The following is a 22,045-nucleotide window of genomic DNA, read 5'->3' as shown; positions in this document are numbered from 1 at the left end:
CTGACGGTATCGCTGGATTTCGCCTCGCGATTGATTTCGCGGTGTGACCAGAGCAGGCCCGACCCTTGTGGGGGAATCGTGGCGAAAGGATGAGCTTCGCTTGGCCAATTTGCGAGAAACGAAACGACGTCGGTTGCGATTTGCCCTCGGCCTGCTGGTGATCAGCGGGGGGTGTGTCAGTAGCGATGCGGAGCGCTGGCCTCGTTCAAGCTACGCAGCAAAGGGGCGAAGTTCCGCAGATAGCACTATCCCGAGTCAAACTGTCGCGAGTCGCGCGGTCACGGGCGATCCGCAATTAACCAGCCCATCCACTGAAACGTCTCCGTTTCGATTGACTGGGTATCCGATTCGTCCTGCGGGTCCGAAAACGGCCAGGTCCACCGACGATTTGGAAACGTTGGCGAAGCAAGTTGAAAGTCGACCGCAGCACTCACCTTCGGGCGTCACGCTGGGGCGCCCGCAATCATTTTGGCCTGCGTCGCCACAAACGCCGCCGACCGGTTTTGCGGCAGAGCCAAACTTGCCAAAGGATAATCCCTCGCAAACTGCAGCCTCACCTGCCAATCTCGCATCAGCTCCTCTGGGCGATTCGATGGATCTCGGGGGAGATCTTTTGTCTGGTGATTTGGAATTGCCGTCGGTTCAAGCGACATCGCTTCCGATAGCGACTAATACCATCAACGGTTTGCCCACACGGCCGATCAGCGAAAACGAAATGCTTCACTTGGCATTATCGCAAAGTCCGGTGCTTCGTCCGCTAGGGCTACGGATTTTGGAATCGCCCGAATCTGCCACCACCGTTTACGACCGCAGCATTTCCGCGAGCGATCCGTTTTTCGGACCGCAAGCCGCATTGGCTGCATTTGACAGCACGCTGTCCGCCAGCGCCACGTCCCAGAACAACGATCGTGTTTTTAACAATGCAACGCTCGGCGGTGACGTCCAAGAGTTGACGCAAGATTACGCGACCTTCAACGCGGGGATCCAGAAACGGACATTCTCGGGTGCCGTTTGGGATCTGACGACTCGCAAACAATACGATGCCAATAACCGTGCGGCGAATCGTTTCCCCAGTTACTGGGAAACGCAGCTCGAAGCCGGCGTGCGTCAGCCGCTGTTGCGAGGCGCTGGCAAGGAATTCAATTCGATTGCGGGCCCGAATGCTCAGCCCGGATTTAATTTTTCAAAGGGCATCATGATTGCCCGTTTGAATACTCGCATCACCGAAGCCGATTTTGAAATTGCGGTACGCACCTTTGTACGCGACCTGTACGCGGTGTATTGGGATTTAAAGCGTCAATACCGCAGCTACGAAAGTATCGTAGCTGCGAGAGATCTCGCCTATCGAACCTGGCAGGGCGTGTTGGCTCGCAGCCATGCGCAAGTCGATGGGGGCGAGGCGAACAAAGAGGCTCAGGCACGAGCGAAATACTATCGCTACTGTCGCGAAGCCGAATTGGCACTGGGCGGCGGCGATTCCGAAACCGGGTTGTTTGCAACGGAGCGGCGATTGCGGCGAATGGTCGGATTGCCGACCAGCGATGGTCAGATCTTGCAGCCGATCGAAGACGGGCCGGAAGCGGAGTTCCATTTCGACTTTGAAAGTGTGTTCAATCAGGCTTTGGCCAATCGGACCGAACTGAAGCGGCAGAGTTTGAAAGTCCAGCAACAGCAGTTGCAGTTGGTGGCCTCAAAGAATTTCTTGCTGCCTCAATTGGACATGATCGGACGATATCGACTTCGTGGTTTCGGCGACGATTTGACGGGGAATGACCAGCAGCGATTTGGCAGTGCTTATGACGATTTCTTCACTGGCGATCATCAAGAGTGGGAATTTGGGCTAGAGCTGGGCGTCACTGCAGGACGCCGACAGGCCCGCGCGGCGGTACGCAACGCCACGCTGTTGTTGGCGAAAGAACGCAACCTGTTAGCCGAACAGCAACGAACACTCGAATTTGAAATCAAGGATGCGATCGCCGAGGTCGATGCCGCCTACGCTTCGCTGAACTACTCGCGGTTACAATACGAAGCCGCGCAAGATCGTTTGCGTTCCTCGGAGGTGTTGTTCAATTCGGACAAGATTCAAATCGAATTCTTGCTCGATGCTCAGGAGGCGTTTGTGCAAACCGAACGTCAATACGCAGCCGATTTATCTCGCTACTCACTGGCGATCGTATCGGTAAGTGCCCAGTCCGGCACGCTATTGGACGATGTCGGCATCCACCTGCAAAACGGCAGCTCGCAAACCCACGCGATCTACACGCCTGCGGAATAGTAGCCCATTTCTTCGAAAACGCAAAAGTCGAAATGCGACGAATTCTCGAGCTGCGTGGGACGTCGATTGAAAAAAGTGGGCTAGGCTTCCAGCCTGTCATAGCATCCTCGACATGCTGGAAGCCTATCCCACATTACCAAATCCGCAGTAATTAAGTCGACGGAGAATCGGTGGACTTGGCTTTTTCAAGCATCTTCAGTTGCGACTCGGTGCAATTATCAACCCAAACCTTGATCGGTTCACCATAGGCAGGACCGATCTCTGCTTCCTGAAGTACTTGCATTACGCGATGAGTGACAACTTTACGCGATCGAAGATTTACAAAGTCTTCGCCATTCCATTTTGATCCGTCAACAACGGGGCGATAAGCCGGCAACACGATGGGCAGCTCAAACTGATCTAATTCTGTGGCACAGGTACGAAACGCTTGTTCGGATCCAAAATATTTCAGTTTTCCTTTTTGGCACTTTCGACAGGTCCCATAGGGCATACGACAGTCCTCACACACCATTGCTGATCCGCAGGCCGGGCATTTGGGGATCGTCCCATTGTAGACAACTGCGCGATCCATGGATGAATCACCAAAGCACAATGCCCAAAGCTGCTGCTGAGTCGGCTGTACGGCTGTGGATCAAGCGGAACAGCTCGATAGTTGGTGAAGCCTGCCTGCTTCAAAATCTGATTCGACTCACTTGAGAAGATATTATAGCCCTCCGTGCAGCTAAAAGCTTTTCCGTTGGTACTGCTACGCATATTGAACTTTCCGTGTAGCAACTCACCATAATGATGCCCATTTTTGCACCGAAGGTCTCGATGCACTACTTCCTCCGTCTCAACAAAAACATCCTCGTCGCCTTGAATGTTAATCCAGCTATCGTCCCGCTCGGCTCGTCGTAAAAGTCACCAAACGTCAATGCGTAGAAAATTCTCTCGAGGCAGCTTCCTGAGTGATCGTAATGTATGAATTCCAAGCGATTGCTCCTTTTCTTTCTTATCTGGCGACACTGGCTGTTCAGCCCGATGACTCCTTGCGTGCTGCTCAGCCGAACAGATCTTGGATGTCCAGTGCAGTGGCACACGGTTGGAGTGGCAGAAGTTGCTCGCCGAGTTTGGCCACGGTGCGGTCCGTGTACTCACCGTTTTTAGGTTCTCGGAAAACATGCACGCAGCGGCCTTGCACGTCCACAATCCAGTACTCGACGATCTTCGCTTCGGCATACAGTGCAGCCTTCTCGATCAAGTCGGACTTCAGTGTGCTGTCGGAAACTTCAATTGCCAGCTTTACATCCGCCGCCGACGGATGCTGATCGCGATAGCGACCTGCACGGATCCAAAGCAGGTCCGGTTCAGGACGGCTGTCTAGCTCCGAGATCGTTAAGCCGGTTTGGACCGTTACGCGGATCTGGTCTCTTGGCGCACTGTGAGCAGACCAGTCGGTCAGGTAAATGATGTAGTCATCGTGAGCAGGTCCGGCCGGATTCCTCTCGCGTATCTCCCCACGGATTAACTCAATCTTGCGATTCAGGTGATCAAACGCTCCACGCTCGACCATTCGGCCGTATTCTTCCACGGTTAAATGCAAACCCGTGCTCATTGGTTGGAACCTTGGTTGACAAAACGCCGGTGTAATTTAAGTGGATTGATTGTACCATCACGGTCAGCCAGCAGGTGAGTCCGAAAATCGACCGTGATCGGTGAGGGTGGGCTATGATGGTCGAATTGCAACTTGCCATAGCCAGTGATTCAAAATCCATGAACCAGCCTGTTGAAGCCGATGATGCGTCGGAACAGCCCTCTCCCGGCAAACCAAAGACTTCGCTATTGGGAGTTTTCAAGACGCTGGTCATCGCCATCGTGGTGGTGGTTTCGCTGTTGAGTTTTCCTAGTGTGCTGCCTTGGATGGTGGCGTTCTGGTTGGTTTGGGCTTCCGTCTTGCTCTTTAGGAATCGGCCAGGTTGGCTTCCGCTGGTGACCTGTTTCGTCATCTTGGCGGTCAAGCTGGTGCCACGTACGCCTGCGATGATCGTGTTCGGGTGCGTGATGCTGCTTGTAGTTGCCATCAGGATTCGCTATCGACATCACTCGTTGTTCGATCGACGGTTCGCAGGGCTTTGCGTCGTGGTATTGTGGGGGTGTTGGGGATGGATGTTCTATGAGTTCCACGCGATTGCCAATTTTAGTCGCACGCTGGTGCTGGATCCTTCCCGGCCCGTGGTCTGTCTGGGCGACAGTTTGACACAAGGGATGATCCCTGATCGAGGATACCCGGGTGCTTTGGAAGCGATGATTCGCGTGCCGGTTGTGAATCAAGGGTTTTCGGGGATCGCGACGTCGCAAGCGCTGGGGCAAATGGAACGCGTGCTTGCCGATCATCCTCAGGTGGTCGTGATTGAACTCGGTGGCCACGATTTTCTAAAGGGACACTCGCGAGCGGCGACAAAGGCGAATCTTCTCAAAATGATCCAAGCCTGTCGCGATCACGATGCGGAGGTGATTTTGATGGAAATCCCGCGAGGATTCATCTTCGATCCGTTTGCAAGTCTCGAGCGTGAGATCGCTTACGAGCAGGATGTCCAGCTTGTTGCCGATACCTGGCTACGGCAAATTGTGGTGATGAGTCCCGTGGCACCGCCGGGCATGTGGATGCCTGAGTCCCAGTTGAGTGATGACGGGATTCATAGTAACCCGGCGGGCAGCAAGGCGATCGCCGTGCGGGTCGCTGATGCTTTGCGAAAAATGGTGGGCGACGAAATTCAGGTCACCCCCATCGCGAAAAACAGGTGAACTGAGGCTGAGTTCCGAAAAAACTTGCCTTGCAAATCGCGATCGATTAACTTCGTCGATTGCGGTCCTATTCAACGGCTGTCCGGTATTGACGCTACAATTTACGTCAACCTGTCAACGCCTACTTGTCTTCAAACTCACATTCGTGGTCGCCACAACTCATGACTTCCAATCTTCGAATTTTCTTGCTCACCTTTGGGCTCTTCCTTTCCGGGACGCTTGCCGCGTCGGCCACCAACGTCGTGTTCGTCATTTCCGATGACCAGGGCTACGGGGATCTGGCGTGTACCGGCAATCCGATTATCAAGACGCCCAACATCGATCATCTTGCAACGGAAAGTTCCGGGCTGAGCGATTACCACGTTGCCCCGACTTGTTCTCCCACACGTTGCTCGCTGTTGACGGGGCACTGGACGAACCGCACCGGTGTCTGGCACACGATCATGGGGCGATCGATGTTGCGAGAAAACGAAGTTACGGTCGGTCAAATGTTCAGCGATGCTGGCTATCAAACCGGCATGTTCGGAAAGTGGCACCTCGGCGACAACTATCCCTATCGTCCCGAAGATCGCGGCTTCACCGAAGTCTATCGTCATGGCGGCGGCGGTATCGGGCAGACGCCTGACGTGTGGGACAACGCGTACTTCGACGGTTCCTATTTTCACAACGGCAAGATCGTTCCGGCAGAAGGCTTTTGCACCGATGTCTTCTTTGCTCAGGCGAATTCGTTCATTAGCAAGTGTGCGAAAGAAAAGAAGCCTTTCTTTGCCTACATCTCCACGAACGCGCCGCACGGTCCGCTGCATTGCCCGCAAAAATACTTGGACATGTATCAAGACCAGTCCGATAACATTGCAGCGTTTTATGGCATGATCACCAATATTGATGAAAACGTTGGCAAGACCCGTAAGCTCATCGAAGAGCTTGGGATCGCCGACGACACAATCTTCGTATTTACCACGGACAACGGATCGGCCAGTGGTGTGAAGATTTACAACGCGGGCATGAAGGCCGGAAAGGGCAGTCCTTACGACGGCGGACACCGCGTCCCGTTTTTCCTGCATTGGCCAGCCGGTGGCATCACCAAGCAACATGACGTTGATGAGTTGACGCATGCCGTCGATATCGTGCCGACGCTGCTCGAAATGACAGGGGTGAAAAAGCCGGAGGGTGTGAAGTTTGATGGGGTCTCGATCGCCGCTCTGCTGGATCCGGCCAAAGACGTCGATTGGCCCGAGCGTTTCGTCATCAGTGATTCACAGCGTGTCCGCGATCCGATCAAATGGCGAGGTTCGTCAGTGATGTCGCAAAAGTATCGTCTGATCAATGGCAAGGAACTTTATGACATCACCGTCGATCCCGGCCAGAAGAAAAACATCGCCAAAGAACATCCCGAAGTCGTTGCGACGATGCGAGAGTTCTACGATAAGTGGTGGGATGAATTGGAGCCCACGTTTGCACAGACCACAGAGATCCATCTCGGACACCCCGACCACCCCGTGGTCAGCATGACCGCTCACGATTGGATCCAAAAAATCTATCCGCCGTGGCATCAAGGATCGATCCGTGCGGCCGACCGGAAGCACCCGAATTCCGATAAGCTAACTCACGAGGGACACTGGGCGGTGAAGGTGGTTCGAGACGGCAAGTATCAGGTCTCGCTGCGGCGTTGGCCGGCGGAGTCGGCAGTGGCCATCAATGCTTCACTACCAGCCGGTGAAAATGTTCCTGGTGCAGCGCAGGCGTTTCGTACCACGCCGGGTAACGCCATTGGTGCTACGCATGCGGTGCTCCGAATTGACGACAAGGATCTCGATCGAAAACCTGTTGGGAGCGGTGCTGATGAAGTCAGCTTCGTGACCGAGCTCAAAAAGGGATCGTATCGGCTGGCCCCGATCTTTGAGATCAAAGAAGGTGAACTCGGCGCGTACTACGTCGTCGTCACAAGCCTCAATTGACGAGCGGTTTCGCTCGCCAGCGGGTTAAGTCGAGAGCCGCGACTAGCGGGGTTGTAGATTTTGTGAGCCGCTCGCGCGTGAGCGGCCGGGTCCCTCGCGACCCGGTGCCTTACGGCCCACGGCTCACATGTGCGGGAGCCGTGCCAAGTCATCGCCCTCTCGAAATTCCTGCTTGCTTCAGCAAACGTCGCAGAGACGTTCGCAGGTCAAAGTGGATGGCCGAAACTCTTAGCGAGTTTCGCTACTGCCATTACTAATGGCCATGCGTTGTGTGAGGAATGGCATCGATGTGCGTGGTTGTATGAGGAACCGCGTCGATGTGATTGCCGTGGCGATAGTAATCGATGTGCGTTTGTGTATGAGGCACGTAATCGATGTGCGTCGACTGATAAGTGGGGCGATAGGTCGATTGAATTCCACTTTGGTAGCCGCCGTAATAGCTTTGGTATCCGCCACGGTACCCGCTGCTGTATTGCGTGCCGCCATATTGGATTACCGGACGTTGGCTCTGGTACGGTGTGTAGTTGTAGTGAGGCCCGTTGTGGTACACCCGGTCGACATGTGTGGTGGTGTGAGGCACCGCGTCGATGTGGTTCCCGTGACGGTAGTAGTCGATGTGAGTTTGCGTGTGAGGCACATAGTCAATGTGTCCCCATTGTGCGTTGGCTCGCTCGCTGATGATCAACATCGCGGTAACTGCAAGCGTTCCTAGTAAAATGTGTCGCATCGGACTGTCCTTGAAATGTTTGTCGTGGTTAGAGGTGATGGATGAGCGTCTGAACATTCCTCTCTGTGTGTGTTCAGTATATCGCTGATTTGGCTGTTCACAACGAATTTTGTACGTACTTTGACGCTTTGGTTTGTCCAGGCGAGCGATTGTGCAATAAAAATGAAATTGTACGATGCGATGCATCATACTTTTGATTGCAGAAAACGTTCGCACCACAGCAACAGGGCTTTGGATGCCTCGCCTTCCTCGCTGACGATCCCGTTGGCTCCGGCTCGCCGCATGGCTGCGACGTTTCCTTGATAGCGGCAGCGGACCAGGATGGTGGAGTCGGCGTTCAGGGCCCTTAGCGCCGTGACAATCTCTTTGGCGTTTTGGTCATCGGGAACGCTGACGACCGAAAGGCTGCAGTTTTCAGCGTCGGCCCGCTTCAGGACTTGCGGATCGCGAGCGTCGCCCGCGACCGTGTGGAATCCTTGCTGGGCAAAAAGATGCAGGTTGATCGGACTGAAATCGACCAGCCGAACATCAATCCCCTTCATCTCGAGCTGCGAACTGATTTGGCGTCCAATTAATCCGATACCAATCACGATTGCATGCCGGCTGGGGTCGTTTATCAGCCCATGGTGGTCGTGTTCATCGTGCTCGTATTGCTCCTCGCCCGACCACCGGAGCCCAAATTGGATCAATTGAGGCGTCAGAATCAGCGTACCCAATGCGATCAGCAGCAAGCGGTTATAAGCGATCGGGCTGAGCAGTTCCTGTTTCACTCCTTCGGAAAGCAACAGGAACGAAAACTCGCCCATTTGAGCCAGTCCCAGTCCCATGCCGATCGCGGCTTTGGTGCGAAGTCCCACTAACCTAAGTGCGATCGCCGCAGCTGCGCCCTTGATCAACAGAATCGACAGCAAACCGAAAGAGATCAGCAGCGGTTCGTCAAAAAATTGACTTGGATTCAGAAGCGTTCCCAGTGTCACAAAAAAGATGGCCGCGAACGTTTCGCGAAACGGCAACACGATCGTGTCGATTTGCTTGCTAAGCCGATTTCCGCTTAACACCATTCCGGCGGCTAACGCGCCCACGGCCGAGGGTAAGCCTAAATAGTGAGCAATCCAGCAAACACCGCCTAGCAAGCAAACGGCAAACAGCACGACGAGTTCAACGCTGCGCAGTTGGGCAAGTTCCGGCACAAGCCAACGACGAACGGAGTGATAGACCATGCCGACGCTGATCACAAAGATTAGCGATTTACCACCGAGAAGGGCGTACGCATAGAGCGAGGGTGGATCGCCATGATGAGTCAACAGCGGGATCAGCAACATCAGCGGCACTAATGCGACGTCTTGGAAAAGCAAGATTCCAATCGCGCGGCGGCCCGAGGGCGATGCCGCACGGCCCCATTCGGCTAACGCTTTGAACACCAAGACGGTCGAGCTCAGTGCGACAGCGGAAGCTGCTAGCAACGACGCATTCATGCTCATTCCCATCGCCATGCCGATTAACGCCATCGGGATGGCCACGAGTGTCATTTGGACGACACCCCCAAGCAAAAAGTAGCGGCTCAACCGCATCAGTTCTTCGAGCGAAAACTCGATGCCGACCGCGAACAATAGTAGCAATGCTCCGAGTTCCGCCAAAGCTTCGAGTTCGTGGTTCTGTTGTTCGACGAACCCCAATGCGCCTTGGCCGATCACACCGCCGACCACCAAATAGCCGACCAGCATCGAAACACCGATACGTTTGCACACGGCGCCCGCGATCAATCCTGCGGTAAGCACGAGCAGCAGGTCGGTTGTGATTCCGGAAATATCGTCCATGGCTTTGTTCGCTGAGCTATCGCTGAATGCCGTCAGCTTTGGCAATAAATGTGTGTTTTATAGCGGTGTGGTGAGAGGCTGTTCGGTCCAAATCAAACGTTTACTCGTTTCAACCGGACGCCTCACGCCGCGAACGCAAACAAAGTGGATCGCATTGTGTTGACAATGTTGGCGGTGGCTGTCGCGGCGAGATACAATAAACCCGATCTACGGTTCGTGTTAGTGTGCATTGGATGTCACGTTACGATTTGTGGGTCTTCTCATGCGAGCATAAATCCATTGAAAATGGGGACAACCTGAATGAGTATCGATTTAACAACGCATTATGGTGGGTTGAGTTTGCGTTCGCCGGTGGTCATCGGGGCTTGTCCGTTAACGGCGCAAGAACAGATGCGTGTTGCCATCGATGCCTCGGGAGCCGGAGCGGTGGTGTTGCCGTCTTTATTCGCAGAGCAAGTTTTGCTTTGGAATCAGAAGAACGGCCAGAGGTTGACCGCCCGTGAAGCCCAAGTGCTCGCGTGTGCCCAACGATTCAAGGTAGATTCTTTCTGCAATGATGCCGAATCCTACTTGTCCATCGTCCGGCGTGCCCGCCGCCAGACGGCGCTGCCGGTGATCGCCAGTTTGAATGGTGATAATGCAAGTCATTGGCTCGACTATGCCGGGGCGTTACAAGAGGCGGGGGCGTGTGCGATCGAATTGAATTTGCGACATCCACCCCCGGCTGAATTTTCGGATGCACGCGAGATCGAGGAATCGCTTGTCGAGGCCGTGCAAATTATCCATCAATCGATCTCGATTCCACTGTTTCTAAAACTGAGCCGCGAATACACAAGTCTCAGCCATTTGGCGGTGCGATTGTTGTCGGGGATCCAAGGCTTGGTTTTATTTGGCCGTTCGCCCGAGGTCGATATTTCGCTCGATACGTTGCAAATGACCACTGATTGGTGTTTAACGCCCAGTGGGAAAATATCGCATCTGCTTGAATCGGTGATGCGAGTCCACGCCTTTTGTCCTGCCATGCCGATCGCGGCTTGCGGCGGCGTCAGTAATGCGACCGACGTGATCAAGGTCTTGTTGGCAGGCGCTGATGTCGCCATGGTCTCGTCGGCGGTCTATCGCGAAGGACCCGATATCGTGCGTTCGATGATCGATGGGTTGGTTGTGTTTATGGAGCGCCATGGCATCCGCTCGGTGCCCGAATTGCAAGCGATCCGGCCATTGGAATTCAGCAGCGAAGAAGAGCGAATGGACTATCTGGAAGCCTTGGCGTCACGTATGCCTCCGCCGCAAAATAACGGGGGCCAGCGTAAAATGAGTGGCGATCGTTGGGGGCATGTTCAAACCGCGGATACCGCCTCGGCTGATGCCAATCGCTAAGGAACGATCGGAAAATAAGTGTGCAGTTTCGATTAGGGCCGGTTCAAGTAGGGCCGGTTCAAGTAGGGCCGGTTCAAGTAGGGCCGGTTCCCACCGGCCGTCCATGGCGGCTCGATTAAGTCGGCCGGGTCGGAACCGGCCTTATGTTCAGCGTCGGCCGGTAGGAATATTTCGTTCGGGGACATGGGTGGCGCTTTGAACAAGACAGCGGGGGGCGGAGAAAGCATAGCTTTCCCCGTCCTCGATCACCAGCCTCGCGGCTGAAGTGAGCGCAAGCGAACTTCAGCCGCGTGGCTGGTGACGTCGAATTTCGCCAGTCCGCTCGTCGATCTGGGCCACCACAAAACGACAGCAACTGACATCCCAAACGCCGTCCGTTTGAGTCCCACTCAAGCCGACAGGATGGTCCTGGAATGCTTCGCTGATGCGGTACGTCTTCCCCTTCCAACGGAACTGGCCAACCCTGTTGACGCGGCGTGTTTGGTAGCGTTCGCTATACTCGAACGGATCCGTTTTCTCCTGAAAACGTCGCTCACTGATTTGGTATCGCTGCGAAGGTGTTTCCAAATCCAATGCCCCGTGAGGACGCTCCAAGTTGTAGACGTCTCGCCAAAGATCAAAGCACTCTTGAGCTTCCGCCAGCGTGCTCAGTGAGCGATCCTGCAGGGCTTCGAGTTTTAGCGTGCGATGAAATCGCTCCAGCTTGCCGCGGCCCTGAGGATGGTGTGGACGACCGTGAATCACTTCCACATCGTGACGCATCAACCACGCCGTAAAACGTGTGTGACGCATCAAGTGACTACCGCCCCACGGGTTGCCGTTGTCGACGTAAATCGCGTGTGGAAGCCCGTAAATTGCGAACACGTTGCGAAAATGACTTTGCACCGTTTGCCGCGTTTGATTCCCACAAGCGAGGATCCCCAGTGAAAACCGGGAGTGATCGTCCAGCAGGGTTAGCGGGTAACAATAGCTCTTGTTGTTCAGCGCGAACTCGCCCTTGAAGTCAACTTGCCACAGCTCGTTGGGACGCTCTCGCTCGAACCGCGTCCATGGCTTTCGCTTGGCCGATTCAGCGTCACTGATGCGATCATGTCGCTTCAAGACAGCGGCGATCGTGCTGGGCGAAGGAAGCGTTTTTTCACCCATGACTTTGAGCCGCTTGCGAATCTTCAAGCCGCCCCAGGCCGGGTGAGCATCGCGGATCTGCAGCACTTTCTGCTCGATCTCTGCGGGCGTCTGTGTGGGGGATCGGTGAGGTTTTCGCGAGCGATCCACCAAAGGTTCTTCGGCGCAAGCTCGGTGACGCTCTCGCCACTTGTAGCCGGTCTTGCGTGAGATGCCAAATCGCTCGCACAACCGGCTAAAATTGACTCCGTCGGCCTCTGCCAAGCGGACAAACTCTTCTCGTTGGGACACTCGATCGAACTCTTTCCAGCCCATACTTGCTCCTAAAAGGAGTAAGTATGATTACTGCAAAAAAGCGCCACCCATGTCCCCGAAAAAGCGCCACCCATGTCTCCGGTCTATACAAGGAACCGGCCCTACAATTAATTCCCACACGATCCTATGGCGTCGTTTCTTCGACTTCAAAAAATCGGCGAGCCGCACGATGCAGTGCCAGCCCTTGCCATTCGGCCGCGTGTTTTCGCGGGATCAAACCGACGCACAAAATAGGCGGTTCGTACAACGCGTCAAGCGTCGCTGTGACAAGCTCGGAAGATGTATCGGTCCGTGCCGCTAAAAAAGCGGTGGTTCCGACGGTAGCCACGCCCGCTTCGGGAATTTCGATCCCAGGGTAATCAGTGGCGTCAATGCTCATCGGTCGCAGCGTGGGGTGTTGCAGTGCGATCTTGATCGGATTGGGAATCGGCATCAGTTCCCAGCGGTGGCTGCGAATCAGATTGGCAATCAACGGACTGCCCAGGCCAACGCAGATCACCGCGACATCGGGCGCCGAGTCGGATTCGAGGTCTTTCCACGCCATTACTTCGCGAGGTGCGATGTCAGGGGTGATAGAGAGCGATTCAAAAACCATCTCGGTCGCCTCTCGCGATCCACTGCCGATCGGACCCACGGCGATGCGGTGGCCTTTTAAGTCGCTGAGGGCTTGGATGTTCGAGTCCTCGCGAACGAGCAGGTGAACCACTTCGAAGAACAGCGGCGCGACGACGCACAGGTCGCTTCCGCTAATCGCCGAGGCCTGCATCGGAGCGAGGTGGACTTCGCCGTTCAACAGCCGTGATCGGTTTTCGAGTGAACCGTTGCTGGTGGCGACCGACGAGGTGACTCCGTATTTCTTTGAAAGTCGCTCGGCGATTGTCGCCGACACCGCGTTGTAAACGCCATCGTCAAGCCCGCCGCCGATGCGAACAAAACTTGGCATCGATTCTTTGTGCCTGTGCCACAGCACTGACAATCCGACGGCCACAAAGGGAGTCAGCAACAGCAGCAGCAACATCACTGCTTGAAAGCGACGATGGGACCTCGATGCACTGACCATACGACGGCCCGAGACGGCAGCGACCAACGGGACCCCTTCGAGCCAATGCCAAACCTTGACGGGCATCGAGCGAGGCCGCGCCTTGATCGGACGGTCTTCGAGAAAGGCATCGAGGTCATCGGCAAGTTTTTCGGCCGACTCGTAGCGTTTCTGTGGACTCTTTTCCAAGCATTTGGCCACGATCGTTTCAATGTCGACAGGGGCGTCCGAGCGAAAATAGCGTACTGGGGGGGCGGGATTGTGAACGACATCCAGCAACGTTTGCATCACGGTATCGCTAACGATCGGAGGGCGTCCGGTCAAGCAAGCGAACAGAATCGCACCCATCGCATACACATCACTCTGCCGATTGGCTCGATCGCTGAGTCCTCCGGCCTGTTCTGGGGCCATGTAGTGAGGCGTGCCCAGCGCGGCGCCGGTTCCGGTCACACTGCTGTCGGCGTCCATGTGTTTGGCGAGCCCAAAATCGGTCACATGGACTTGGTCGTGTTCGTCGATCAGTACGTTGGCGGGTTTCAGGTCGCGATGCAGCACTCCTTTGTGATGAGCGTGGGCGATCGCGCGTGCCACATCACGTACATAGCGAGCGGCTTGTTTCGGTTGGAGTGTTTCCGCGTAGATTTTTCGCTGCAAGTCGCTGCCACGAATATACGCCATCGAAAAGAAATGGTGGCCGGCTCGTTGACCAAACTGATACACCGGAACGATGCCAGGGTGGCTCAGTCGTGCCGCCGCTTGGGCTTCGGTGTAAAACCGCCGCACATCGGATTCGTCCGCTAACATGCCACCGCGAATCATCTTGACGGCGACCATGCGGTTGAGTTGTTTTTGGTTCGCTAGATAGACGATTCCCATACCGCCTTTGCCCAGCACTTCTTGAAGCTCGTAATCGCCCAGGTCAAACGGCAGCGTGGGGCCAGGGTCGCTCTTGGATCGGTTCGCCATTGGCAGCGTGATCGCAGGATCGACATTCGATTGTTCCCCGACCGCCGAGGTGGTGGCAACCGTTTCGTCACCGTTTTGGACGGTTGCTCGACGTGACGACAATCCCGACGCCATCGTCACTTGGCCGAGCAGGTCGGCCGCTTCCATCAGTTGCTTTAACTGTCCGGCAACAGCAGGAAACTGTTTTAAGAAATCTTCGCGGCTGGTTAACTCACCGGCATCACACGAACGCAGGTAAGCCGCAAAGGCTTCATCCACGGGATCTGCGGTAGGTTCGTTGTCAGCCATAACAGGTCGTGGCAGTGGATTGAAAAGGAGGGCAAAGACGTAGTCGATTCTAACTCAGGCTCAAATGAATGCCCCAGTAGGGCGCGGTAAAGTTTGTCGAGCTCGACGCGTGGTCCCGCCCCCGACCAGGATGTAAGCAGTGTCAAAGCCGCCATTTGTCGTGTTTTTTACAACCATGGGCTCATATCGTGGTCCAAGATCGTTCTCAGTTTTTGCAGTCCACGTTTCAACAAACCTGCCACCGCAGTGTCACTTTTGCCCATTCGCTCGACAATTTCCGCTAACGGCAGCCCTTCCATGTAGCGGAGCCGGATCGCCTCGGCCTGAGTTTCGGGTAATTGATGCAGAGCTTCTAGCAGTGCCACAGTGGCCTCGGTGCGGATCGCGACCCCGCTGGGGCTCGTCGTGCTGCCAGGCAATTGTTGGATCCAGGCACCGCCACCGGAATCGTTCGGGGACGGTTTGTTTCCGTCGACTTCGCGTTTGAGTGACCTTTTTTGGGTCGTCACATGTCGGGTAACGGCAGATGCGACGTTGTTTTTTAGCACCCCCCTTAGCCAGCCTGCAAATTCCGCCGGGCTGGAGCCGCGAAAGGAGTCCAAGTCACGTTTGGCCTCCAGGAACGTCAGCTGGACAATATCAGCGGGATCGATGCGGCGTCGCAATCGTTCCGAGAGAAAGCGATGGGCCAACATCAAAAGGTACCCCCGATAACGCTCGAGCAGCTGTCCGAGCGCATCGTTGTTGCCCTCTTTCGAGGCAATGACCAAATGGGTGGTTGATTCGGAACGCTCCACGCTGAGATCGCCTATTGTTCTTTCCTGGAAAACCTTTGTCAGAATGCCGTACCCGCGACACGGTCAGACCGGTACAATCATCGTGTTACCCCCGTGCCACCGTATTTCCATGGCAATCGCGCAGTGCTTTGATGCCAATCGCGTCGGGCTAGGTGCGTTCGCACACGCAGGATGGGGGGACACGGAACCTGATTATAGAAGAATGAAAGTACTTCGGATGCCAAAGAATCACTTAAACGGTCGCTTTTCGCAATCTCTGCGAAACGGTCTAAGTTTGCTTGCGTTGATCGCCCTGTTTTCTTGTCTTGGGTGTGGGAAATCCTCGGAGGAATCGCCCACAGTGCCGCCGCCCGAGTCCGTGACGCCGACAGAGCAAGCGACGACGCCAACCGACCCGGCGCCATCAGAACCACCGGGGCAACTCGAATTGCCACCAGGAGACATCCCGCCGGCGAATACCAGTTCACCGAAGTCTGGAGGCGGCGGTGGTTTAGAGATGCCCGACGTGCAAATCAGCAACAAGCCGCCCATTGCAGACGCGTCCGAAACGGCGTCGCCCGAAATCCTGTACGGATCTTTGCAGGAAATTCAAAACCGCGTCGCCAAAACCAACAAAATCACCGTGGTCGACTTTTGGTCGCTCTCCTGTCGCCCTTGTTTAGAAGAGTTTCCTGGCTTGGTGCGTTTGGATAAACAGTTCGCCGACAAAGTCCAGTGCATCTCGGTTGATGTCGATTTCGATGGACGAAAATCGCGGCCACCGAAACACTACGAGGAACGAGTCGTTGCGTTTGTCACCAGTGTTGAATCTACCTTCCCCAACTACATCAGCACGACCGAGAGTGATGATGTATATGCCGAATTGGATCTTGATTCGATTCCCGCGGTTTTGATTTACGATGCGGATGGGAAATTGGTTAAAAAGTTTGTCGATGCGGGCGATACCGCCGGCTTCACTTACGACAAGCAGGTGATTCCGTTTGTCAAACAGATGATGCAAGCTGACAATTAAACCGCTTCGGTAGTGGATCTTGCTAAAGATCCTTCAGCCAATGAGTCGCCTACGCGCGTGATCTTTAGCAAGATCCACTACAGGCAACGAGCCATTTCACTTATTCGTTGCCAGTCGCTCGAACACGTACTCGTTACATCCCCAGCCGTTGCCGACGGTTTTGAGTTCATTGAGCACAAAACCGTGTTGCCGTAGCGGCACGATGATCCGTTCCGGCTTGGCGACTTCGAACGGCAGACCGCCGATCCAATCGACCCAGTCGTGCCAAGCCGACATGCCGCGGTCCTCGCGTTTCGCTCGCCAGTCTTTCAGCGGCGAGGGGTTTTGGAAACGAGCAAGCCGTGCGAGCGCAAACTTGCACTCGTACCACGACGCGATTGCCAGCACCCACACAGGCCGCAGTGGCTTGGGTAAACGATTGTAAGTCTGTTTGATCTTCAGCCAGCGTCGACTCGCCCCGCCTTGGTCGTTGTAGATCGCCAGAAAAAGGTGGCCGCCTGGTTGGGTTGCACTGGCGGCAATTTCGATTGCGCGATCCATCTCGCCGGTGTGATGCAGCACGCCCCACGAGTAGACGATGTCGAACGTACCAAGCGACTTGATCCAAGCTTCGTCAAGGACCGAGCCCTGATCGATCTGCCAATTGGATGCGTGCTCGGCGAACCGTCGCTTCAATTCTTGGGTGCACCCGACACTGTCGCGGTCGTAGTCGATCGAGACCACGTCGGCGCCCAGATTGTGGGCCGCCAGTGAGAATAGGCCGCTGCCGCTGCCAATATCCAAAAGTCGTTTGCCGACAAGCGATTGATTACCAAGCATTTGCTGTAGCGATCGCTCGGCTTCGGCCACCCGGTCATCATCGAGTCGCTCTAGAAACGATCGCCAATTCTTACCAAACGTAAAGCGTGGCCGTTCATGTTCGTGGGCTGCGGAAGTCGATGTCACGGAACGCCTGGGTTCAAAGATAAAGGAAAAATGAACGAGGGTGAAAAGGGGGACAGCTTGCAAAACGTGCGACTTTGCGTGTGGGATCGGTTTGGACGGATAAAAATGATTTTGCCGCTGAACGCTATTTACCGCCTGTCCTCCGTCGGGGGGTGTGGCGATTGCATTCGTCAAGTGATTCATAATCGTTACAAACGATTCGACACGCTCAGTGCCTAGTGTCAACACAAAACACATCAGCCGATTCGGAAATCGTAATGTCGGCACGTTCTTATGTGAAGAAACTGCATCTCTTTTCAGCAATGTTCGATAGCAAACGTAGGCCAGGTCGCCGTTACCGTTTGATTGTTGAGAATAAAATAGGCTGGTTTACCAAACGATGCGAATACTTTTTTCATACCTCCTGTTGGGCTTGGCCGTTTGTACCGCGAGTCAGTCGTACGGTCAGAGCACGATTAGCGATTCTCCATTCGACCTGACACTTAGCAAAGGTGCTTGGATCGCGTCGCTTCCTGAATATCAAATGGGAACCAACAGCAGCGGTGGATCTGCATTCTTTGACGACCAAGATCAGTTCGGCGGCATCGTGAGACTCGACGCCGTTCGCCGGGCACTCGGGACTCGAACCAGTTTCGAAGCCAACATTTTCTATGCGTTCGCTGGATCATCAAGCGACGAAAACACGGGCGATATCAACTTTCCCAATCCGATGGATGGATCCAATATTTTGCGATCCGGAGCCTCGCCACGTTTCGATAGCGATGTTCAACACTACGGGGGTGACCTTGTCATTCGCGATACTTGGAGAACTCGCTTTGGCGGACTCTCCGCCGGGTTGGCGTATAGCTTGATGGCGTTCGACCAAGACTTCAAACTCGATGACGGTTCGCTGCGTTTGTTCAAAGAAGAGCTCGATACCGATTTCCAAGGCGGTAAAGTGGTCACGGGGTGGGACGGATACCTGTTAGGACGAGCAAGTAATTTGAAGCTGAACGTGGGTATCTACGACATGGACGCCAACTATTGGGCAACCCCGTCTGCGTTCCCCGCCAGCTTTAGTGAAGAGCTCAGCAAGACGACTTACACGGTCGAGACCGAGTTCACGACACGTGATCAGTTCTGTGGCTATGACGTCGGGATGACCATCGGTGTCACCTACTTTGCTGACATGCCCACGATCCAGCACAACGTCGGCTCGGCGGCAACGCTCGGAACCGACGACGCTGTGACCGTCTCGCTGATGTTCGACATCCTGCTGCTGTAGTCGCAGCGGTGTCCTCGGGCTACTGCTTTTGCTCTTTATTGCAACTGCTGTCCATCGCCGTGGGTTCGCCAACGACATCCACCGGGTGCGTGTACAGGTAACGCCACACATCTTCGTGCATGAATTTGCCGGTTGCTTTGTCTTTGTAAGCCCGGCTGCCAGGCTGGACACTGCTGTGAGCCGCATTGGCATCTCCCTTGACATCAAAGTCGGTGATCAGCCGACGCGTGTTTTGATAAGGGGATTTCACTTTGTCGACGTTCACGATCGGGCCAAACTTGTGCATCCCGATCAACTCCCAGCTGCGACAGTAGTGGTCGGCTGTCCAGCCACCATCAAGCACATGCGAGAAGCCAAAGTAGCGATTCTCAGGTGTTGCCGATGGTAACGCTTGCCACGATTGATATTGGTCTCGTGGGCCGCACAGCGCCACGACGCGAGCCACTTTGACATGTTTGGCAAAGCGGGCGGCGGTGGTGGAACCGTGAGATGATCCGGAGATGATCACCTTGTCCCAACGCAGGTCCTTGCCGTCTTCGCTAAGGAATTGTTCCCACTTGCCTTGCGGATGTTTTTTGGCCAGCCATTTTACGTATTGGTAGGCACGCTGCATCATGCCATCGGGCTTGGGAATATCGACCTCGTCGCTAAAGTCTTCGCCGGTCGCGGCTTCCAATCGAATATCGCCACGGCAATGTTCGCTGACCGGTTTTTCTTGACAACAAGTTCCAAACCATTTGTTCGCATAATGGACTTGCATCGCGTGCAGCCCGTAGCTGTTCACCCGATCGAACAGGCCGCTGTTGTGCCCCATCAACCAAATCACCAATTCGCCCCGAGGGGCGACGCGAGTGTCGACTGAGGCATGTTGCAGATCGGCGGGTTTGCCTTTGTCCGTTTCAATCAGGAAGTTGATTTCCGGATGAGCCTTCACTCGCGAATCAATCTCGCTCGCTCGAGTCGAGATTTTGTAGTGCTGAGGATTCGGGTCATCAAACGATGGCGGAGCTGCCATCGCGGTCGAAAAACAAACGAGCAAACTCAAGGACGCAGCAATGCAGCAAAGTCTCATAAAACGCCTAGCAAGCAGGTTGGGGTAGGGGAGGGGCTAACCCAACGAAGCGGGTTAGGTAGGTTTGTCGAGTGTCAACATCATAATCGCTAGCGGCGGAATGTTCAGCTCGAGACTATGTGGACGACCGTGACTTTCTTCGTCAATCGTTTCTTTTGCCCCCAAATTCCCGAAGTTACTGCCTCCATAGACTTCTGCATCGCTGTTCAAAATCTCGACATACGCCCCTTTATCAGGGACTCCGACGCGGTAATTCGCGTGCGTGGACGGCGTAAAGTTGACCACGACGACGACTTGTTGGCCGTCACTTGATGTGCGGCAGAACGTGTAAATACTCTTGGCTGCATCGTCCGCCGCGATCCATGAGAACCCGGCAGGGTCGCAATCCAGTTCATGCAATGCCGGATAATCTTTGTGCAGGCGGTTCAGATCGCCTACGAAACGCTGCAAACCACCGTGGAATCGGTGTTCTTGTAACGCCCAATCGAGCTGCTCTTCATATTTCCACTCAGACCACTGGCCAAACTCGCAGCCCATGAACATCAACTTCTTGCCCGGCACTGCGTACTGGTAGCCGAATAGCAATCGCATGTTGGCAAATTTTTGCCAATCATCGCCAGGCATTCGCGAGATCAGCGATCCTTTGCCGTGAACCACTTCGTCATGTGAAAGTGGCAGCACAAAATTTTCGCTGTACGCGTAAACCGAACGGAAGGTCAGTTCGTTTTGGTGGTACTTGCGATGGATGGGGTCACGTTGCATGTACTCCAGCGTGTCGTGCATCCATCCCATGTCCCATTTGATTCCGAAGCCCAAACCACCGGTGTAAACGGGCCGAGAAACACCGCCGAACGATGTCGATTCTTCGGCAAACATCACCGTGCCAGGAAAGTCGGCATGCAGATGTGTGTTCATCTCTTTCATGAAATTGATGGCTTCAAAGTTTTCGTTGCCACCAAAACAGTTCGGTACCCACTCGCCATCGTTTCGTGAATAGTCCAAATACAGCATCGATGCGACCGCGTCGACTCGCAGCCCATCGATGTGATACTCCTTCAACCAAAATCGAGCGCTGGCGTGCAAGAAGTCGCGGACTTCATGACGGCCGTAGTTGAAGATGTGGGTTTTCCAATCGGGATGGAAACCTTGCTTGGGATCGTCATGTTCATACAACCCCGTGCCATCAAAACGAGCCAAGCCGTGTGCGTCATAAGGGAAGTGGGCTGGAACCCAATCCATGATCACGCCAATGCCGTTTTGGTGGCAGTAATCGACGAAGAAGCGGAAGTCGTCTGGTTCTCCAAAACGACTCGTCGGAGCAAAGTAACTGGTGACTTGGTAGCCCCACGAACCATCGTAGGGAAACTCGGTGATCGGCATCAATTCAATATGCGTGAAGCCAAGCGATTTGACGTGCTCGACCAGCATTTCGGCCAACTCACGATATCCATGGTAGCGCCGTCCGTCCCAAGGTCGTTTCCATGACGGCAGGTGAACTTCGTAGATCGACATTGGTTCGCGAAGCCACTCACTCTTACTTCGCTTTTCCATCCAAGCGTCATCGGCCCATTTGTATTGATCGATGTCGTACACGATTGAGGCGGTTGCCGGAGGATGCTCGGCGTAAAACGCAAACGGGTCCGCCTTGTGAAGGACTTCGCCATGTTTGGTGCGAATGCCATATTTGTACGACGTGCCATGCGTGACCCCGGGGACAAAGCCGGTCCAAACACCCGAGTCGCTGCCGGTCAGCCAATCCGCACCGTGTTGCCAACCGTTGCCGTCGGTCAACACGCTGACCTCGGTCGCGTTCGGAGCCCACACTGCAAAGCGGGCACCCTCGACGTTGTCGCGTGTTTCCAGATGGGCGCCGAGCCAGTGGTAGCGCTCTGTCGATTGCGGAACGTGGGTCACAGGTGCTGCCGGCATCCGCTGAGTCAGTGGAGCGGTGGGCTTGGACGGAGTCGCTTGAGGTGCCGAGGCTTGTTGCAAAACGGGCGCTGTTTGCTTTGGGGCGGTGGTTTGTTTTTGGGACATGGCTTTCGCCGCAGGTTCGTTCGACGTTGGGGGCTTGGCTGACATCGCGTGAACTCTCATTTAATTAAAGGGCAAAACTCAGGGGGCTTTCGAAGCCGTTTGACGAGCGTCGGAGTGTTCTTTCAGACCCTTTTAAAATAACGGTATTCAAGCGGGGGGATACCGGGAATGCACCGTTTTTAGACTCGGATTGACAGTTCCGCTTAGATTCGCCTTAGTGGCTTGATGGCCGCCACATGGGGAC

16 protein-coding genes are annotated in these 22,045 nt (G+C 54.8%); 6 read left to right on the top strand and 10 right to left on the bottom strand.

Annotated features, from left to right (window positions below; genetic code table 11):
- Nucleotides 1–100 precede the first annotated feature (100 nt).
- On the top strand, nucleotides 101–2,275 hold the full coding sequence (locus SH528x_RS34645) for a TolC family protein (RefSeq protein WP_442507984.1): 2,175 nt from the start codon (nucleotides 101–103) through the stop codon (nucleotides 2,273–2,275).
- A 151-nt stretch (nucleotides 2,276–2,426) separates the two neighbouring features.
- On the opposite strand, the gene SH528x_RS34640 is transcribed toward SH528x_RS34645, so the two are convergent.
- Together SH528x_RS34640 and SH528x_RS34635 are read right to left on the bottom strand one after the other, a co-directional pair.
- The gene (locus SH528x_RS34640; protein WP_442507983.1) at nucleotides 2,427–2,846 is read right to left on the bottom strand and encodes a hypothetical protein; all 420 of its coding nucleotides are present in this window, start codon (nucleotides 2,844–2,846) and stop codon (nucleotides 2,427–2,429) included.
- 468 nt (nucleotides 2,847–3,314) lie between these two features.
- Entirely contained in the window at nucleotides 3,315–3,869 is a 555-nt protein-coding gene (locus SH528x_RS34635; protein WP_442507982.1) for a Uma2 family endonuclease, read from the bottom strand.
- Between the two features lie 158 nt (nucleotides 3,870–4,027).
- Here SH528x_RS34635 and SH528x_RS34630 point away from each other — a divergent pair, with 158 nt between their 5' ends.
- On the top strand, nucleotides 4,028–5,059 hold the full coding sequence (locus tag SH528x_RS34630; RefSeq protein ID WP_442507981.1) for a GDSL-type esterase/lipase family protein: 1,032 nt from the start codon (nucleotides 4,028–4,030) through the stop codon (nucleotides 5,057–5,059).
- Between the two features lie 161 nt (nucleotides 5,060–5,220).
- Nucleotides 5,221–7,017 carry an arylsulfatase gene (locus tag SH528x_RS34625; protein ID WP_442507980.1) on the top strand — a complete coding sequence of 599 codons (1,797 nt, stop codon included), beginning with the start codon at nucleotides 5,221–5,223 and terminating at the stop codon, nucleotides 7,015–7,017.
- 253 nt (nucleotides 7,018–7,270) lie between these two features.
- Here the strand turns inward: SH528x_RS34625 and SH528x_RS34620 are convergent, their stop codons facing one another.
- Both SH528x_RS34620 and SH528x_RS34615 read right to left on the bottom strand, forming a co-directional pair.
- Nucleotides 7,271–7,744, bottom strand: coding sequence for a hypothetical protein (locus SH528x_RS34620; RefSeq protein ID WP_442507979.1), 474 nt, complete (start codon nucleotides 7,742–7,744; stop codon nucleotides 7,271–7,273).
- A gap of 185 nt (nucleotides 7,745–7,929) precedes the next feature.
- The gene (locus tag SH528x_RS34615; protein ID WP_442507978.1) at nucleotides 7,930–9,561 is read right to left on the bottom strand and encodes a cation:proton antiporter domain-containing protein; all 1,632 of its coding nucleotides are present in this window, start codon (nucleotides 9,559–9,561) and stop codon (nucleotides 7,930–7,932) included.
- 300 nt (nucleotides 9,562–9,861) lie between these two features.
- Here SH528x_RS34615 and SH528x_RS34610 point away from each other — a divergent pair, with 300 nt between their 5' ends.
- Nucleotides 9,862–10,941 carry a dihydroorotate dehydrogenase gene (locus tag SH528x_RS34610; RefSeq protein ID WP_442507977.1) on the top strand — a complete coding sequence of 360 codons (1,080 nt, stop codon included), beginning with the start codon at nucleotides 9,862–9,864 and terminating at the stop codon, nucleotides 10,939–10,941.
- Nucleotides 10,942–11,223: 282 nt separating this feature from the next.
- Here the strand turns inward: SH528x_RS34610 and SH528x_RS34605 are convergent, their stop codons facing one another.
- The 3 genes from SH528x_RS34605 to SH528x_RS34595 form a co-directional block, all read right to left on the bottom strand.
- Nucleotides 11,224–12,357, bottom strand: coding sequence for an IS481 family transposase (locus SH528x_RS34605; protein ID WP_442507976.1), 1,134 nt, complete (start codon nucleotides 12,355–12,357; stop codon nucleotides 11,224–11,226).
- 148 nt (nucleotides 12,358–12,505) lie between these two features.
- Nucleotides 12,506–14,674: a serine/threonine-protein kinase gene (locus tag SH528x_RS34600; protein ID WP_442507975.1), complete on the bottom strand. Its 2,169-nt coding sequence runs from the start codon at nucleotides 14,672–14,674 to the stop codon at nucleotides 12,506–12,508.
- A gap of 167 nt (nucleotides 14,675–14,841) precedes the next feature.
- Nucleotides 14,842–15,471 (bottom strand): sigma-70 family RNA polymerase sigma factor, encoded by a 630-nt coding sequence (locus SH528x_RS34595; RefSeq protein ID WP_442507974.1) that lies wholly within the window; start codon nucleotides 15,469–15,471, stop codon nucleotides 14,842–14,844.
- A 217-nt stretch (nucleotides 15,472–15,688) separates the two neighbouring features.
- Here SH528x_RS34595 and SH528x_RS34590 point away from each other — a divergent pair, with 217 nt between their 5' ends.
- Nucleotides 15,689–16,483 carry a TlpA family protein disulfide reductase gene (locus tag SH528x_RS34590; protein ID WP_442507973.1) on the top strand — a complete coding sequence of 265 codons (795 nt, stop codon included), beginning with the start codon at nucleotides 15,689–15,691 and terminating at the stop codon, nucleotides 16,481–16,483.
- A 96-nt stretch (nucleotides 16,484–16,579) separates the two neighbouring features.
- Here SH528x_RS34590 and SH528x_RS34585 read toward each other — a convergent pair whose 3' ends face one another.
- Nucleotides 16,580–17,428 (bottom strand): class I SAM-dependent methyltransferase, encoded by an 849-nt coding sequence (locus SH528x_RS34585; protein ID WP_442507972.1) that lies wholly within the window; start codon nucleotides 17,426–17,428, stop codon nucleotides 16,580–16,582.
- A gap of 379 nt (nucleotides 17,429–17,807) precedes the next feature.
- Here SH528x_RS34585 and SH528x_RS34580 point away from each other — a divergent pair, with 379 nt between their 5' ends.
- Nucleotides 17,808–18,692: a hypothetical protein gene (locus tag SH528x_RS34580; protein WP_442507971.1), complete on the top strand. Its 885-nt coding sequence runs from the start codon at nucleotides 17,808–17,810 to the stop codon at nucleotides 18,690–18,692.
- A 19-nt stretch (nucleotides 18,693–18,711) separates the two neighbouring features.
- Here the strand turns inward: SH528x_RS34580 and SH528x_RS34575 are convergent, their stop codons facing one another.
- Both SH528x_RS34575 and glgB read right to left on the bottom strand, forming a co-directional pair.
- Nucleotides 18,712–19,764 carry a BPSS1187 family protein gene (locus SH528x_RS34575; RefSeq protein WP_442507970.1) on the bottom strand — a complete coding sequence of 351 codons (1,053 nt, stop codon included), beginning with the start codon at nucleotides 19,762–19,764 and terminating at the stop codon, nucleotides 18,712–18,714.
- Nucleotides 19,765–19,818: 54 nt separating this feature from the next.
- On the bottom strand, nucleotides 19,819–21,801 hold the full coding sequence (glgB, locus tag SH528x_RS34570) for a 1,4-alpha-glucan branching protein GlgB (protein ID WP_442507969.1): 1,983 nt from the start codon (nucleotides 21,799–21,801) through the stop codon (nucleotides 19,819–19,821).
- Nucleotides 21,802–22,045 lie beyond the last annotated feature (244 nt).

The organism is Novipirellula methanifontis, assembly GCF_052161655.1.
In the GTDB taxonomy this organism is placed as follows: Bacteria; Planctomycetota; Planctomycetia; order Pirellulales; family Pirellulaceae; genus Novipirellula.
The sequence above is the reverse complement of the archived record's forward strand: the minus strand, read 5'-3'. Positions and strand labels throughout refer to the sequence as shown.

Coding starts and splice junctions, on each gene's coding strand:
- SH528x_RS34640 (WP_442507983.1), bottom strand. CDS start 2,846: ATGGATCGCGCAGTTGTCTACAATGGGACGATCCCCAAATGCCCGGCC.
- SH528x_RS34635 (WP_442507982.1), bottom strand. CDS start 3,869: ATGAGCACGGGTTTGCATTTAACCGTGGAAGAATACGGCCGAATGGTC.
- SH528x_RS34630 (WP_442507981.1), top strand. CDS start 4,028: ATGAACCAGCCTGTTGAAGCCGATGATGCGTCGGAACAGCCCTCTCCC.
- SH528x_RS34625 (WP_442507980.1), top strand. CDS start 5,221: ATGACTTCCAATCTTCGAATTTTCTTGCTCACCTTTGGGCTCTTCCTT.
- SH528x_RS34620 (WP_442507979.1), bottom strand. CDS start 7,744: ATGCGACACATTTTACTAGGAACGCTTGCAGTTACCGCGATGTTGATC.
- SH528x_RS34615 (WP_442507978.1), bottom strand. CDS start 9,561: ATGGACGATATTTCCGGAATCACAACCGACCTGCTGCTCGTGCTTACC.
- SH528x_RS34610 (WP_442507977.1), top strand. CDS start 9,862: ATGAGTATCGATTTAACAACGCATTATGGTGGGTTGAGTTTGCGTTCG.
- SH528x_RS34600 (WP_442507975.1), bottom strand. CDS start 14,674: ATGGCTGACAACGAACCTACCGCAGATCCCGTGGATGAAGCCTTTGCG.
- SH528x_RS34590 (WP_442507973.1), top strand. CDS start 15,689: ATGCCAAAGAATCACTTAAACGGTCGCTTTTCGCAATCTCTGCGAAAC.
- SH528x_RS34580 (WP_442507971.1), top strand. CDS start 17,808: ATGCGAATACTTTTTTCATACCTCCTGTTGGGCTTGGCCGTTTGTACC.
- SH528x_RS34575 (WP_442507970.1), bottom strand. CDS start 19,764: ATGAGACTTTGCTGCATTGCTGCGTCCTTGAGTTTGCTCGTTTGTTTT.
- glgB (WP_442507969.1), bottom strand. CDS start 21,801: ATGTCCCAAAAACAAACCACCGCCCCAAAGCAAACAGCGCCCGTTTTG.